This window comes from Frigidibacter albus (genome assembly GCF_009908165.1).
GTDB lineage: Bacteria > Pseudomonadota > Alphaproteobacteria > Rhodobacterales > Rhodobacteraceae > Frigidibacter > Frigidibacter albus.
This window is the reverse complement of sequence record NZ_JAAAUC010000017.1, coordinates 26,278-40,860: the sequence shown is the minus strand read 5'-3', so window position 1 is coordinate 40,860 and position 14,583 is coordinate 26,278. Positions and strand designations below refer to the sequence as shown.

Annotated in this window: 12 protein-coding genes and 2 pseudogenes; 3 read left to right on the top strand and 11 right to left on the bottom strand. The window is 65.1% G+C overall.

The genetic code is table 11. The annotated features are described in order from the left end of the window. The 11 genes and pseudogenes from GVY41_RS18915 to GVY41_RS18865 all read right to left on the bottom strand — a co-directional run. A partial coding sequence (locus GVY41_RS18915) for a transposase (RefSeq protein ID WP_161656903.1) occupies positions 1–118 on the bottom strand: 118 nt, incomplete at its 3' end. Positions 119–444: 326 nt separating this feature from the next. Beyond that, the gene (locus GVY41_RS18910) at positions 445–810 is read right to left on the bottom strand and encodes a hypothetical protein (protein WP_161348501.1); all 366 of its coding nucleotides are present in this window, start codon (positions 808–810) and stop codon (positions 445–447) included. A gap of 547 nt (positions 811–1,357) precedes the next feature. Further along, positions 1,358–3,271 carry a DUF927 domain-containing protein gene (locus GVY41_RS18905; protein WP_161348502.1) on the bottom strand — a complete coding sequence of 638 codons (1,914 nt, stop codon included), beginning with the start codon at positions 3,269–3,271 and terminating at the stop codon, positions 1,358–1,360. Positions 3,272–3,515: 244 nt separating this feature from the next. Further along, complete coding sequence (locus GVY41_RS18900; RefSeq protein WP_161348503.1) at positions 3,516–5,375, bottom strand: relaxase/mobilization nuclease domain-containing protein; 1,860 nt, start codon at positions 5,373–5,375, stop codon at positions 3,516–3,518. After that, entirely contained in the window at positions 5,353–5,718 is a 366-nt protein-coding gene (locus GVY41_RS18895) for a hypothetical protein (protein ID WP_161348504.1), read from the bottom strand. Before GVY41_RS18895 ends, GVY41_RS18900 begins: the two co-directional genes overlap by 23 nt. Positions 5,719–5,725: 7 nt before the next feature. Further along, complete coding sequence (locus tag GVY41_RS18890; protein ID WP_161348505.1) at positions 5,726–6,100, bottom strand: hypothetical protein; 375 nt, start codon at positions 6,098–6,100, stop codon at positions 5,726–5,728. Positions 6,101–7,016: 916 nt separating this feature from the next. Continuing rightward, a pseudogene (locus GVY41_RS18885) lies at positions 7,017–7,807 on the bottom strand (IS5 family transposase). 217 nt (positions 7,808–8,024) lie between these two features. Further along, a pseudogene (locus tag GVY41_RS18880) lies at positions 8,025–8,195 on the bottom strand (IS110 family transposase); the annotation flags it as partial. Positions 8,196–8,380: 185 nt separating this feature from the next. After that, positions 8,381–9,898, bottom strand: coding sequence for a class I adenylate-forming enzyme family protein (locus GVY41_RS18875; protein ID WP_161348506.1), 1,518 nt, complete (start codon positions 9,896–9,898; stop codon positions 8,381–8,383). A 41-nt stretch (positions 9,899–9,939) separates the two neighbouring features. Further along, a complete protein-coding gene (locus GVY41_RS18870) occupies positions 9,940–10,710 on the bottom strand; it encodes an enoyl-CoA hydratase-related protein (protein ID WP_161348507.1) in 771 nt (256 codons plus the stop codon). A 52-nt stretch (positions 10,711–10,762) separates the two neighbouring features. Continuing rightward, complete coding sequence (locus GVY41_RS18865; RefSeq protein ID WP_161348508.1) at positions 10,763–11,953, bottom strand: ABC transporter substrate-binding protein; 1,191 nt, start codon at positions 11,951–11,953, stop codon at positions 10,763–10,765. A 274-nt stretch (positions 11,954–12,227) separates the two neighbouring features. Between GVY41_RS18865 and GVY41_RS18860 the strand changes: the two genes are divergently transcribed. The 3 genes from GVY41_RS18860 to GVY41_RS18850 are packed head-to-tail and all read left to right on the top strand — an operon-like array spanning position 12,228 to position 14,583. Further along, positions 12,228–12,989: an ABC transporter ATP-binding protein gene (locus tag GVY41_RS18860; RefSeq protein ID WP_170301239.1), complete on the top strand. Its 762-nt coding sequence runs from the start codon at positions 12,228–12,230 to the stop codon at positions 12,987–12,989. Further along, the gene (locus GVY41_RS18855; RefSeq protein ID WP_161348509.1) at positions 12,982–13,686 is read left to right on the top strand and encodes an ABC transporter ATP-binding protein; all 705 of its coding nucleotides are present in this window, start codon (positions 12,982–12,984) and stop codon (positions 13,684–13,686) included. The genes GVY41_RS18860 and GVY41_RS18855 overlap by 8 nt, the downstream gene beginning before the upstream one ends. Before the next feature lie 9 nt (positions 13,687–13,695). Next, the gene (locus GVY41_RS18850) at positions 13,696–14,583 is read left to right on the top strand and encodes a branched-chain amino acid ABC transporter permease (RefSeq protein ID WP_161348510.1); all 888 of its coding nucleotides are present in this window, start codon (positions 13,696–13,698) and stop codon (positions 14,581–14,583) included.

Sequence of the window (14,583 nt, the reverse complement as noted above, 5' to 3'; positions counted from 1 at the left end):
CATAGAACGTGCCTTCCGACATCCCGTGCTTGCGGCAGAGATCTGCGCACTTCGCCCCGGCCTCATGCTCCTGCAAAATGCCGATGATCTGCTCTTCGGTTCGTATCGTTCGCTTCATCGTCCGTCCCTTCCTTGGGGCGGACTCTAGTCACAACTGGAGGAAAAATCCCGTGGCAGGTCATGATCTCCTCGTGCTTGGAGACCAGCAGACTTCAGATCGTAGCTTCCGTCACTGTCCAGTTTTCGGGGAGGAGCTCACCCATGTCGCGGCCCGGATCTGGGCCAATAACGTCCCGTGTTGCTTTCGAACCCGGTTCCCGCGCTTAGGACGCCATCGTCCAGGAGCCGCTTCGCTGTCGTCCATTCGGTTCTGGCAACGCCCGAAAGCGCAGAATCAGCGCGTTCGCATGAGCCGCGCAGGATGCGGAGCAGGGGCCGGCGGTGCTAATCTGGCAGCTCGGCCAGGGCAGCGGGCAACCCGCGTCGGGCGACGATGGCGCGAACGGCTGCCTCGCCCACGCCCTCGCTCCGGAAATGGAGGATCGCTTCCACCTCTTCAAGCGTCAGGGATTCCTGCAACGATTGCAGCAGCCCGACAACCAGCGGCCGATCATAGGGGGACGCCCCGACCAGGATCGAGAGCAGCCGCACCCGGTCGGTGTAGGGCTGCAGGAGCGAAAGGATCTTCTCCTTGTCGCCCTTGGGTATCGGCAACGTGATATAGACAACGTCAACTGATCGCAGCGCCTCACGCCGCGCCTGCGTGTAGCGCTTCCAGTGGTCTTTGAGTTCTTGCGGTCCCGTGGCCATCGGTTTCCTGTCAGTGGTCCATATGGCCCGGGAATACCGAGGTATCCAGGATGCGCACAAGAGTTCTCGACCGTCCTGTTCAGCCGCAGCTGCAATTTGTGCGTCCGGCACTTCTGGCTCCGCAGAGGCGTCTCGGGGAAGTGTCCGAGGGAGCCTCTTGCGAGGCCCCCTCGGGTTCTGCCGCCTATCCGGCGGCGTACCGGTGGACATCTCACGATGATCTAGATCTCTGAAGATTATCTAGCGTCGTCTGTCGTCTTCTAAGCCGCCTATCCGGCGGAAGATTGGGACATTCAGCGTGAGAAGCTGCGGCCCGTATTCCTTGGCCCTGAAGCCTCGGAATGATCTCAACCTAAATGGTGGGCAAGTCTATGTCAAGATCGATCTTCAATAAATCTCGATAGAGTGTCTCAAGATGGCTCCGTATGCGATGGCGGTGCCTCTCAGGCCGAGCCTGCCGCATCGTTGCGGCCTTGAACCGATCCGCCTCGACGGATCGGGATGCTGAACAATGAGAACGGCTGAGCCCTTTCCCCTGTCATAGGTCTCACGCCTGTCTCACCCGCTCGCGGCGGAACCGGTAGACGCGGGGACGGGAGGCGATGACGCTGGCCGGCATACGGTATTGCAGCGACCGCTGCTCGCCGCCCGGCACGAGCAGTTTCGCGTCGAGCAGTTGGTCCAATACCCTGCCCGGCGCAGCATCGCATGCGATCTCGTCGGCGAACACGGCACTGTCGATGTAGATCCAGCGAGCATCCATCCATCCGGCCGCAGGATCGGCCGCGGGGACCGGGTCGTCGAGATCGACGAACCGTCCTTCCTCGATCATTTCCCGGAGCCGCTCGATGGCCGCTCCCGGACCATCCGTCCGCTCCATCCTTCCAGCATGCCAGAGCCGCGCGATCTCGAGGCCTGCCGCCTCGACCGCCCCCCGCGGCCACGGGACCAGACCCGCACGGGCTGCCAGCGTTCCTGCTGCCACCATCACCCCGATCCCGTCCAGCACCCGCATCGCCGGGCCATGCACCGTGCCGGCCTCCAGGCCGAGCGCCCGCAGCGCTCGCGTGCGGAAAGCGGTCAGGATCCTGGTCAGCGCAACGGTGAGCGCAGCCTCGCCGTTCAGCACCAGGTCGACAAACGCCTCCAGCAGATGTCCATGATTTTCCTGAGCCGCTGCGTTGACGGCCACCGCGAACGCGTGCCCGTCCGCATGGCCGTGTAGCTCTGCGAACGCGCCGTGCGCCCAGCTCCGCACTGGCACATCTATCAGCCGGACGGCCAGGCCCTCGGGGTAGGCAAGCCGCCCCCGGGCGCAGTGTTCCGGAATCGGCAGTTCCGATGTCGAGAGGGTGACCAGACGCCAGCGGTCACTGTCGCGCAGCGTGATGTCGTGGGTGCCACGGGCGCGGCCGGTGCCATTGCCGATCGCGTAGATGACATCGACGATCGACCTGTCCGGAGTGGCCGGGAATTCGTCGAGCACCAGCAGGCCGTCATGCGCGGAGGCTGCGAGGATCTCGATGGCGGTGTTGGTTGCGTTCCAACGATGCATCCGCGATGGGTCCTGCCCGCAGCTCAGCGCGGCCCGCATCGCGGTGGTTTTTCCCGAACTGGTGGAAGCGTAGAAGTTGATGCCCACGGTGTCGACCTGCGCGAGCCGCAGCAGGGGAGCCGCCAGCGCTGCGGAGATCGCTATCATCAGCGACGGGTTTCCAAGGGTCAGCTGGCCGATCCCGTTCTGCCATCCCGCGAGGGTGCCTGCCGTTCGAGTCGAAGGAGCTGCACCGGTGTAGCGGACCGGCGAGGTGGACGTTTTGGGATGCGTGAGCACGTCGCCGGACGGCAGCACGAAAGCGGTGCGGTCCACCAGCTCGGTCCAGCCCGTGCGGCGCGTCGTCCAGATCCGCTCGGGCGTCTGCCAGTTCTGGAACAGGCGAACAAGTTCCGCGGGGCGCGTCATCAGCCGGAGCCCCGAGTTCACCAGGCCGGCCGCGACCGCGCGCGGGCGCTCCTGCAGCGCGGCGGCGGGGATGAGCTGGCGACGGAGCGCACCGTCGCGGTCGAGGAATTCCACCTCGTAGGACCAGTCGTTTCCGCCGATGTCGCGCAGCATGGCGGCGACACGGATCGGACCGCAGAGCGGCAAGAAGAGGCTACCAACCGGGTAGGTGATCAGGGATTGCTCATGGAAAAAAAGGTATCCGAGGGGCAGCTGCTCGACCATGTCGGCCAGCATGCGCTCGGCCTCGGACGGCGGCGGGTCTGCGCGATGCTCGTTTGCAGGATCCGCGATGAGCGCGGGCAGGGGATAGTCCGGCGCCGGTTCGCCGCGCGTGCGGGTCCCTGGATCGCCATGCCGGCCGGTGCCCTCCTCCTTGGTGTCAGTGTCGTCGTTCGTTGCGCTCTCGTGCTCGATAACCTCTTCGGGCGCGGGCGCTGCTGCGTCCTCGTCATGCATTTCAAAATTTCCTGGATGGGTTTGGCGCGGAGTTGCGCTGGTGCCTAGATTATGATGTGCCGCCGCCCGTCCGTCATCCCGTTGTCCACAGGTGCGTGCCGTTGGAAATGCCGATCCTCGCGTTTTATGTGGATAACGGGGCGGAACAACTTGCGGTCTCCTCCCGCGTCCGTCGGACCCGTTGGACCGCCGGACCGGACCGGGGAGTTGCGCGACGCAAGCCGTGCACCAGTTGTGGCGGCCATCAGGGTCCGGCTGGACCGTGAAGGGGCGGGGCCGGCCCGGTGGTTTCATCCGCGCGGGTCTGCTCCGCCCCAGGCTGCAACGCCTGTCGAAGCGCCTGCGGATCCCAGGGAAGCAGGTTGGCATGCGGAAGGGCGCCGGTCGCGAGGTCGGTCCACCCGTCGCCTGCGCGGCTTGCGACCAGCACCCGGCGGCCTTCGGTGATGCGCTGCAGGTGTCGCGCAATCCCAGGTGCGCGGAGGTCGTCTGCGATGAGGATCAGCGCGTCCGGCGCTGTCGCGGCCAATGCCAGAGCCGAGAGCATGTCCGGCACCACGATGCAACGCGGCGCCGCACGCGCGCCGATGTGCCCGATGCCGCGCCGGCCTCCTGCTGCCAGCTCTCCGGCCGGTGTGCCTGCGGATGGATCCAGCCGCTCGAACCCGATGATGCCCCCGTTCTGAGACCGGCGCGCGATCAGCAGGTGCCCCCGGCCGTCCTGGCGGATGTCGCGGACCCTAGAGGCGAGTGGCGTCGGAAGCGGATCCTGTGCTGACAGGAGGTCCGACAGCATCCAGGCCTGTCGGGAGGCCGTGTGGTCGGGCGGGTCCATCGGCGCCAGGTCCGGCGCGGAGGCACGGATCGCCAGGTGGCGCAGTGGCTGACGATAGCGCCGGCGCAGGGAAGACTCCGGGCCCAATGGCACGGGCGGTTCCGCCGGGTTGGCGCCGCTCTGCCGCGCCGAGGCGGGCCACCGCTCCCGCAGGGTCCGACTCTGTTCGCGGTGCCGCTCGCGCATCACCGCGCGGATCGCCCTCGCAAGCGGGCTGCGGTTGGTGCCGAGCTGGTCCTGGATCTCGTGCCGCTCTGCCGACTGCCGTTCGGCGAGTTGATGACGTGCCGTCCTGAAGCCCTTGCGCGCCTGGTGTTGGTCTGCGTTGCGGCCCCGGCGGCCCGCCTGTGCCGACTGCGGCTCGACTTGGGCGGGGTCATCCTCCCGCGCAACTGGCCCGCGGAGTTCCGGCGTGCTGCGATCCGCCCGGAATGGGCCGAACCTCAGCGTCAGTCGCGGCAGGCCGAACGCGCGCCCGAGCTGGTTTGCCGCCATCATGCAGCCGTCAACCAGGCGGGTGATCCGGGCGCCAGAACCCTGCAGCCTATACCGCAACCCGGCCGCGCCGAGCAAGTCATGCACTGCCTGCCATCCCGCTGCCGCCCGGAGCTGCGTGTGCAGCGCGGCGATCTGCACGGGCGCGAGCAGATCGCGCAGCGGCGGCAGGGGGCTGCGGTGCTCCCGCGAGCGCGCCCCTTGGCCATCGGGCCGCAGGCCGAGGCGGCGCGCCCGCGTCCTCCGTAGCCAGTGTTCGGCGGGTTGCGGCACGAGCTGCACGACACCGTCCACCACCGCCGCCTGGAACCGGCCGCGATCCTGCGGCCAGCCGTGGCGCTGTTCGATGCGCCGACAGGCCAGTTCGAGCCGCGCATGATCGTGGCTGTCGGAGAGCGACTTCCCGGTGATCGGATGCACCCGGTTCAGCACGACATGCACATGGGCATGATCCCGGTCGCGGTGCACCGCGATCACCCGCTGGTGCTGATCTGCCCCGAGCACTGACATCACCTCCCCTGCCGCTACGATCATCTGTGCATCGGTAGGGCGTTCGGTTTCGTGCCAGGAGAGCACAAGATGACAGGCGGGCGCGCGCAGGCGTGGGTTGAGGCCCGCGGAATACTGCATCTGCCGTGCGGCATCCGGCCATTCACCGGCCAAGTTCACCACACGTGTGAGGACTGCCTTGCTGCAGATGTAGCTGATCCTGGCATGAAACAGGTTCTGCCCGGTATCGGCACGCGGGCGGTTAGCGATTTTCTTCGCCAGCATCGGCCTGCCCCCGCATCACGTGGCTCTGAAGCTCCAGCACATCGGCCGCCAGTTGCCGGATCTCGCTGCGCGGATCACAGCCCCCGCGGCCCCGGCCGTTGCGCAGCAGCGCCGAGAGCCGTGCGCCGTGCCGACCCAGCAGGCCGTAGATCACGCGCCGCTCGCGCGCGCCGACGCCGTCTTGCCACAGCCGGTCAAGCGCCCAGGCGCTGAGGTTCGGATAGCCGCTCTCCACCGCACGCGTCTCTAACGCGCGCTTGTCTTCGACACTCATCCGCAGGCTGACGGTCACCGTCCGCCTGCGGCGTTCGGAGCGCCGCTCGCCATCTCCTGCATGTGCCATGGTCGCCTCACACCTCTCCGGGGCGCGCGAGGGGAGCGGCTGTCGATGGTGCCGACCCAGCCCGCCCGATCTGTGCCAAGGCGCGACCCGCAGGTTTCGCCGTCGCTGGCGCGTCAGGTCCTGCCGCCCTTTCCATCGCGCGAGACTTGCGCAAGGCGGTCGCGAGGGTGCTGGCACTGATCGGCACATCCTGGTTGTTGATGAGGGCCGCGATGTCGCGCAGCGTGTAACCTTGCTCGATCGCGTGCCGGATTTCCTGCTGCAGCTCGAGCACCAGATCCTGGGCGCCGAACTGAACGCGCGGTTTGGCGGGCAGCGTGTTCAACATCGTCCGGATCTGTTCGAGCTGGTCGCGCGGAATGCGAAGTGGGGCTCGTTTCATATGTCGGTTCTCCTGTTTTTTAGGCCGACCCTATCAATATGCCTGGACACCGAAAATCATCGAACGGGCTCTCCTGTTGCCACGGAAGGTTTGCGTAACTGCAGTTCAAGGTTGTTCCGGAAAGGCGTTGAGCGGCAGTTCTGCTGTCTGACCGGCGTGTCAAACTGGGCGATCATCGGCTGTTGTGAGGAACGCCCTGTTCTGCTGCGCGTCGAAATTCTTCTTTGAGCAGGGTATGCGGACGGTGTGACCGTCATGGTGTCAGCGACAAGGCCCGCGATGACCGGGCGACGAGCAGGCTCGCTCCTGTGGGGTCTGGAGGGAGAGGGCGCGGGAGGCTTCAGAGCGGGCAGGGGACAGGGTCGGTGCCGCCGCGTCCGGGAGATGCAGGCGGACACGGATCGTGTGCGCGACACCTGAGCCGCAGAAGGCTGCCGCCGAGGTTCCGGACAGGTGAGGCAAACCCGTCCAACGGTCCAACAGGTCCAACGGCCTGTGGAGGGGAGGGTTGTTCTTTGTCAGGACCGGAACCCATGACGGCGCCCCCGGCGTGAACCCCGCATGCCGGTCAGGGCGGTAGCGAGGTTCCATGGTGCGGTGCACTCGCATTGATGTCTGAACCGGGCCGCGTCGCGCCTCTAACGAGAAAGCCTAAACATGTGGACAACGGTGAGACGCTTGTTCTCAGCCCCGTCTGCGCCCCTATGATGGGTGTCGGTCAACAACAACACGAGCACCGACATGACAATCATCGATCCCCGTTTCCTGGCAGGCGCATCTATCACCTCGGTCGAGACTGCTGTGCCCGCGGGCACAGCACCGCCTCCGGAGCAGGAGGAAACTACGCAGAACGTCATCGTCGGCGATTGCCTCGTCATCCTGCGCGCCATGCCGGCTGGCAGCATCGACGCCGTGGTCACCTCTCCCCCCCTAGGCCGAATCGGCATTCACCCACCTTAGCCAGATCATTGCAGCGGAGATGGACGAAGCCTCTGAAGTGGGCGGTGCGCCGGTCGTAGCGGGTGGCGAAGCGGCGGAAGTGCTTGAGGCGGCCGAAGCACCGTTCGATCTGGTTGCGGTGCCTGTAGATGGCGGCATCGTGCGGGATGGGGATCTTGCGGTTGCGCTTGGCGGGGATCACCGCCTGGGCGTCCATCGCCGCGATCTGCGCGCGCAAGGCATTGCCGTCATAGGCCTTGTCGGCGAGCACTGCGCCGGCGCTCTGGCCTTCGAGCAGACCCGGCGCGGCGGCGATGTCGCTGGCCTGACCGGGCGTGACGCGGAACCGCAAGGGCCGCCCGAACGTGTCGGCGAGCATGTGGATCTTGGTCGTCAATCCGCCTCGGGAACGCCCCAGCGCCTGATCCTTGGCCCCCCTTTTCCGGCCGCTGCCTGCTGGTGGGCGCGAACGATGGTGCTGTCGATCATCAGATACTGGCTGTCGCGATCCGCCGTCAGCGCCTCGAACACCCGCTCCCAGACACCGGCATGGCACCAGCGGCTGAACCGCCGGTGCACCGTCTTCCACTTGCCGTAACGCTCCGGCAGATCGCACCAATGCGCGCCTGAGCGCAGCACCCACAAACATCCGTTGACGAACAAGCGGTTATCCGAACCCGTCCGGCCAGGGTCCGTCGCCTTGCCAGGAAGCAGCGGCGCTATCCGCGCCCACTGTGCCTCGCTCAATTCGTATCGCTTGATCCCCATCATATGTCCCGCGCATTGCCACGGATGACTATGCGTCAGCCTTCAGCAGGTTTGGGAATCCTGAATGTCGATCCGCCCTACAACTGCGGGGTTGCCTACCGCAGCTATGACGACCGGAAACCGAGGGACATCTATCTGGCGTGGATGAACGAGATCGCCGAGCAGATCTCCCGGGTGCTGGCCGAGGGTGCCCTGTACCTCAACCTCGCGTCGACCAGCGGCCGCAGTAGTGCGCGCCGCCGCAGGTTTCCATCGCAACGACGCAGCGCGGCATCTGGTCAAAGAACGCCAGCACCTGATCCCGCCTCACCTTCTTGCGCAGCACCGCCTGGCCAAACTCGTGGACCTGAAACACATTCTTCGCCAGGTCGAGCCCGACAGAGGTAATCGCGACGTGACCGTCCTCCTTTGTGGATCCTCGCAGACCCACCTTGGCACAGCGATGCCGTCGGGGGCGGTCACATCATTAGAGCCGATCCGTCCCAGAAAATATCAGGGTATCGACATACTTGGCTGCCGTCGCTTGCGTGGATAAGAGGCCCGGATCGTGAGCCAGGACCGATTGATCAAACTTCAGCTTTGGCTGACGTAAAGCTCGCGGAGCTTGAAGCGGATGGTCTTGCCCGAGCCGGTCCGCGGGATTATGTCGGTGGACCGCAGATCGGCCGGAACCTTGTAGGGCGCCAAGACGGAACGGCAATGTTCGATCAAGACCTCGAACGCGACCGAGTCGGCCACCCAGACGACGTAGGCGACCGGCACCTCGCCCAAGGTTTCGTGCGGAACGCCCACAACGGCGACATCCCGCACTGCCGGGTGTTGCAGGATCGCCTCCTCGATTTCGGCCGGGGAGATGTTCTGCCCTCCGCGGATCACCAGTTCCTTCAGCCGGCCGGTGATCGTCAGGAACCCGTTCTCGTCCGAGCGCGCCAGGTCTCCGGTATGATACCAGCCGTTTCGCACCGCCTTGGCCGTATCCTCGGGCTTGTTCAGATATTCCCGCATGACGTTGGGGCCCGAACAGATCAATTCTCCCTCTTCGCCGCGCGGGCGGTCCTGCCCGGTCTCCGGGTCCACGATGCGCACCGCAACCCCCGGAACCGGTAAGCCGCAAGATCCCATCACCCGGTTCCTGCCCGGCCAGTTCATCGTCACCATGGTCGAGGTCTCGGTGATGCCATAGCCGTCCAGCAACTCCACGCCAAACTGCGCCTCGAAGTCACGGTTGAGCGCTGCCGGCAGGATCGCCCCCGCCGAAATGCACAGGCGCAACCGTCCGAGCGAGGTGATCGCCTTTTCGCGGGCCGTGAGCAGCAGGTAGTGAAACATCGTCGGCACGCCGGGCAAGAGCGTCACCTCGCCTTTTTGCAGCAGGTCCAATGCCCGCCCAGGTGAAAACTTCGGCATGATCCGCTCGGTCGCGCCCGTGGCGAGGACGCCCAGAACGGAGATGTTGATCGCATAGGAATGAAACAGCGGTAGCGGCGAGAGGACCACGTCATCCGCCGACAGCCCGGCAATCGGCGCCCAGCAGGCCGCGTTGACCCAAAGCATCGAATGGGCGGTCAGCACCACCCCCTTGGGTTTGCCCGTCGTACCCGAGGTATAGACGATGAAGGCCGGGGCGTGGATATCTTCTGCCGGCAGGGCGATGTCCGACGGGGCGGGCATGGGGAGCCCTCCATCGCACCAGATCCAGTGCGGCAAGCTTCGGCCAGTGGCGGCCATCTGCGCGACCACCGGCCGTGCCGCAGCATCGACGAAGACGATCCGGGCGCCGCTGTCCGAGATCCGGTATTCTGCTTCGGGAAGCGTCGCCTCGATCGTGATCGGGACGGCCACTCCGCCGGCGCGAAGTATGGCAAGGGCGGCGACCATCCAGTCCACCGAATTTGCCAGCCAGACGCCGACCGACTGCCCGGGCTGCAGGCCCCCGGCCAGCAGATGGCGGGCCAGAGCCGCGGTCTCGGCCTCGAGCGCGACCCAGGTGATGCTGCGCTCGTCATCCATATACGCCACCTTGCCTGGAGTCGCAGTTGCGTGGCGCTGCAACAGCGTGCCGACGGGCGCGATCAGATCCAGTCGTATCATGCGGTTCTCCCGGCGGCGCAGGCCGCAGTTTTCAATGCGGTTCAGCGGCCGTGGAAGGCCGGCGGGCGTTTTTCGGCGAAGGCGGCGCGCCCCTCGCGGTAATCCCCACTTGCAGCGGCATGGTCGATCAGGCGCGCAGCCTCTGCCGGATCGAACCCGCCCAGGGCATGGCCGTTCAAGATATACTTGGCCCCGCCTATGGTCAGCGGCGCCGAGGTGGCGGCAATATCCCGGGCATAGCTCAGTGCCTCGGCCAGCGGGTCATCGCAGAGCCGGTCGATCAGGCCGAAGCGCTGCGCGTGATCGGCCCCGAAGCGATGGCCGCCATAGAGGATGCGCTTGGCCTCGGTCAGGCCCACGAGCGTCATCAGCTTGCGTGTGGCCTGCACCCCATAGACGATGGACAGCCGCGCCGCGGGGATCCCGAACTGCGCTGCGGCGGGGGCGAACCGGAAATCGGCGGACATCGCCACATGCATCCCCCCACCAAGTGTATAGCCCTTGCAGGCCGCGATCACCGTCTTGGGGCAGCGGGCAATCGCATCGCAGCCCAGGTCGACGGCCACCTCATAGGCACGGGCTTGATCCTCATCGTCGCGGATGCGGCCAAATTCCGCGATATCGGCGCCGGCTGTGAAGTCGGCGCCGGCGCCGGTCAGCACGACGGCCTTCACCTCGGGATCGCGTCCCAGATCGCCAAAGACCGGGTCCAGCGCGTTCCACATCGCGTAGGTCAATGCGTTCCGCTGTGCGGGGCGGTTCAATGTGACCAGCGCCACCCCATCGGTAATCTCGATCAGAATATCCGTCATTTTCCCAGTCGTCCGGTGCAAGGGAAGGCGGGCGGCGCGCCGCCCGCCGGCATTACTTCTTGACCAGCGGACAGGCGCTTTCCGACAGCGGGCGGAAAGCCTCCTCACCCGGGATCACGTTCACCAGCTTGTAGACATCCCATTCGCCCGTGGATTCATCAGGGGACTTCACCTGATAGACATACATGTCATGGACCATGCGGCCATCTTCGCGGATCACACCGCCTTTGGCGAAGAAATCATCGACCGGGGTTTCCCGCATCTTGGCCATGACGGCATCGGCGTCGGTACTGCCCGCCGCCTCGACTGCCTTCAGATAGTGCAGGGTCGAGGAGTAGTCTCCCGCATCCCCCATATGGGGCGGCCGACCGATGCGTTCGGCGAACCGAGCCGAGAACGCGCGTGTTTCATCGTCGCGGTCCCAGTAGAAGGCGTTGGTCAGGATCATGCCCTGCGCAGCCTCTAGCCCCAGCGAGTGGGTATCGGTCAGCCAGACCAGCAGCCCCGCGAGGGTTTTGCCGCTGTCGCCCAGGCCGAACTCGCCCGCCGACTTCACGGCATTGATGAAGGTCGTGCCAGAGCCCGCAATCGCCACGACATCTGCAGGCGAGGCCATCGCCTGCAGCATGAACGACGAATGATCCGTGGTCTCGATCGGGTAACGGATGGAACCTTCGAGCGCACCGCCAAGCTTGGTCACGATGGCCGAGGCATCCGCCTCGAGCGCGTGGCCGAACGCATAGTCTGCAGTCAGGAAGAACCAGTTCTTGTGGCCCTGGTTTGCAAGCTCGCGCGCGGTACCGACCGCAAGCGAATAGGTGTCATAGGCATAGTGGATCGAATGCGGGGTACAGCCCTCGCCCGTCAACTTGGACGAGCCCGATCCGTTCACGATGGCGATGCCATCATGCTCGGCCGCGACACCCGCCACCGCCAGCGCAATGCCAGAGTTGATCAGGTTGGCGATCAGGTTCACGCCGCGTGACTCGTACCACTCCTGTGCTGTCGAGACGGCCAGCTCGGGCTTGTTCTGGTGATCCGAGACCAGCACCTCGATCTTGCGGCCCAAGACCTCGCCGCCGAAATCCTCGACCGCCATGGAGACGGCCGCGACCGAGCCTTCGCCGGCCTCGTGGCTGAACTGCCCGCTCATGTCGGTCAGAACGCCGATCCGCACCGGCTCTTGCTGTGCCCAGGCAGGCGCATGGGCAACCGAAACCATCAGCGCTGCGGCAAGCGTCATGGGGCGGAATACTGCTGTCGGACGTGGCATCATCTCTTCATCCTCCCAAATGAAGGGATACTGTCTCCAGTATCATTGTGGAACTCCATATTCATTGCACTATTGGACTGGGTGCGTCAATCCTTCAATTTTCATTCTGCAAACGCGAAACTGGAAGAAGAGAACGAACGCATATTGACAGACATATAACTTTCATTGTTAGACCTGAGCAGATGATCCGGGTCCGAAGCGATCTGGCGTAGCGGACCATCTGCATCGGTGGCGGGGAGGGCACATGGTGATCGAATCGGACTGCATCCTTGAAGCCAGGGGGCTCCGTAAGGTGTTTGGCGGCTTCGTCGCAATTGCGGGCGTCGATCTGAGGGTCCAGACGGGACATCTCCACGCGCTCATCGGGCCGAACGGGGCGGGGAAATCCACGCTCTTCAACTTGCTGACCAAGTTCATCCAGCCCTCGGCCGGCGAGATCCGCTTCAAGGGGCAGGACGTGACGAGCGCTATGCCCGCGACGATCGCGCGGCTGGGCATGGTGCGCTCGTTTCAGATCTCTTCGGTGTTTCCGCATCTCACAGTGTACGAGAACATCCGCATCGCCCTGCAGGCCCATGCCCGCGACACCTGGGGGTTTTGGCGGTCGGAGCAGGCCCTGCACCGCTTCGACGAGGATGTGCATGACCTGATGACGCAGGTCGGGCTTGAGCCGTTGGTCTACACCCGCGCGGCTGATCTCTCGTATGGCCGGAAGCGGGCCCTGGAACTGGCGACGACCCTGGCCTTGAAGCCCGAACTCATCCTTCTCGACGAGCCGATGGCGGGCATGGGTCAGGAGGATGTCGAGCGGACTTCGGCCCTGATCCGCTCGCTTGCACGGCGGCACACCGTCCTGATGGTGGAGCACAACCTCAAGGTGGTTGCCGACATCTCGGACAAGATCACCGTGCTGCGCCGGGGCGAGAAGATCGCCGAAGGATCCTACGATGAAGTCGCCGCGAATGACGAGGTTCGCTCGGCCTATATGGGGGGTGCACATGGCTGACATGCGGCTGGACGTTCGGGAGCTGGAGGGCTGGTATGGCGAAAGCCATGTCCTGCATGGCGCATCGCTGCAGGTGAAGCGCGGAGAGATCGTGACCCTGCTGGGCCGAAACGGCGCAGGCAAGACCTCGACCATGCGGGCGCTGGCTGGCGTGATGCGCAAGCGCCGGGGCAGCGCGACATTCGACGGGCGCGACCTGCTGGCCACGCCCCCGCACCGCGTGGCGCATCTCGGCCTCGGCTTTGTGCCGGAAGAGCGCGGCATCTTCGCAAGCCTGACTGTGCGCGAGAACCTGATGCTTCCGCCCGTCATCCGCCCCGGCGGCTGGACTGTCGAGGCTATCGAGGACCTGTTCCCGAACCTGAAGGGACGCGATACCACCTTCGGCACCCGGCTTTCGGGGGGCGAGCAGCAGATGCTGGCCATCGCACGCATCTTGCGGACCGGCTGTGACTTCATCCTGCTCGACGAACCGACCGAAGGCCTGGCACCGGTGATCGTCGAACAGATCGGCAAGGCGCTGATCCGCCTCAAGGAGAAGGGCTTCACCGTGCTTCTGGTCGAGCAGAACCTGAACTTCGCCCGCGGCGCGGCGGACCGTCACTACGTGATGGAGCAGGGCCGCATCGTCGATGAATTCGAAAACGACAGCATGTCCGCCAACATGGACAAGCTGAACCGCTATCTGGGCATCTGAGGGGGAGCCATGACCGAACTTTTCGGAGTGCCGCTTGCCGTCCTGGCTGGACAGGTCATGATCGGGCTGATCAACGGCTCTTTCTATGCGCTCCTGTCCCTCGGGCTGGCGATCATCTTCGGCCTGCTGAACGTGATCAACTTCGCCCATGGTGCCTATTACATGGTTGGGGCCTTCGTGTCCTGGGGGCTGCTGACCTATGCCGGTATCGGCTACTGGCCGTCGCTTGTGCTGACGCCCCTGATTGTCGGGGCCTTCGGGGCGCTGTTCGAACGGACCATGCTGCGCCGCCTCTACGGCTTTGACCACCTGTTCAGCCTGCTGCTGACATTCGGTCTCGCGCTGGCGCTGGAGGGGATGTTCCGCTGGATCTATGGCGCCGGCGGCAAATCCTATGCGGTGCCGCCGAGCCTGACGGGCGTCTACAACCTGGGCTTCATGGTGCTGCCGATCTACCGGGCTTGGGTGATCGTCGCATCGCTGACGGTCTGTGTCGGAACCTGGCTGGTGATCGAGAAGACGTCGCTGGGTGCGCGGCTTCGCGCGGCCACAGAGAACCCGAGCCTGGTGACCGCCTTCGGCATCAACGTGCCGCTGATACTGACCTTGACCTATGCCGCCGGCGTGGGGCTGGCCGGGCTCGCCGGAGCAATGGCTGCGCCGATCTATCAGGTCAGCCCGAACATGGGGTCCAGCCTGATCATCATCGTCTTCGCCGTGGTGGTGATCGGCGGCATGGGCTCGATCATGGGATCCATCCTCACGGGCCTTATGCTGGGGGTACTCGAGGGGCTGACAAAGGTCTTTTTCCCGACGGCCTCGGCGCTCACCGTGTTCATCGTGATGATCCTCGTTCTGCTTCTGCGCCCGGCGGGCCTTTTCGGAAAGGACAAGTAA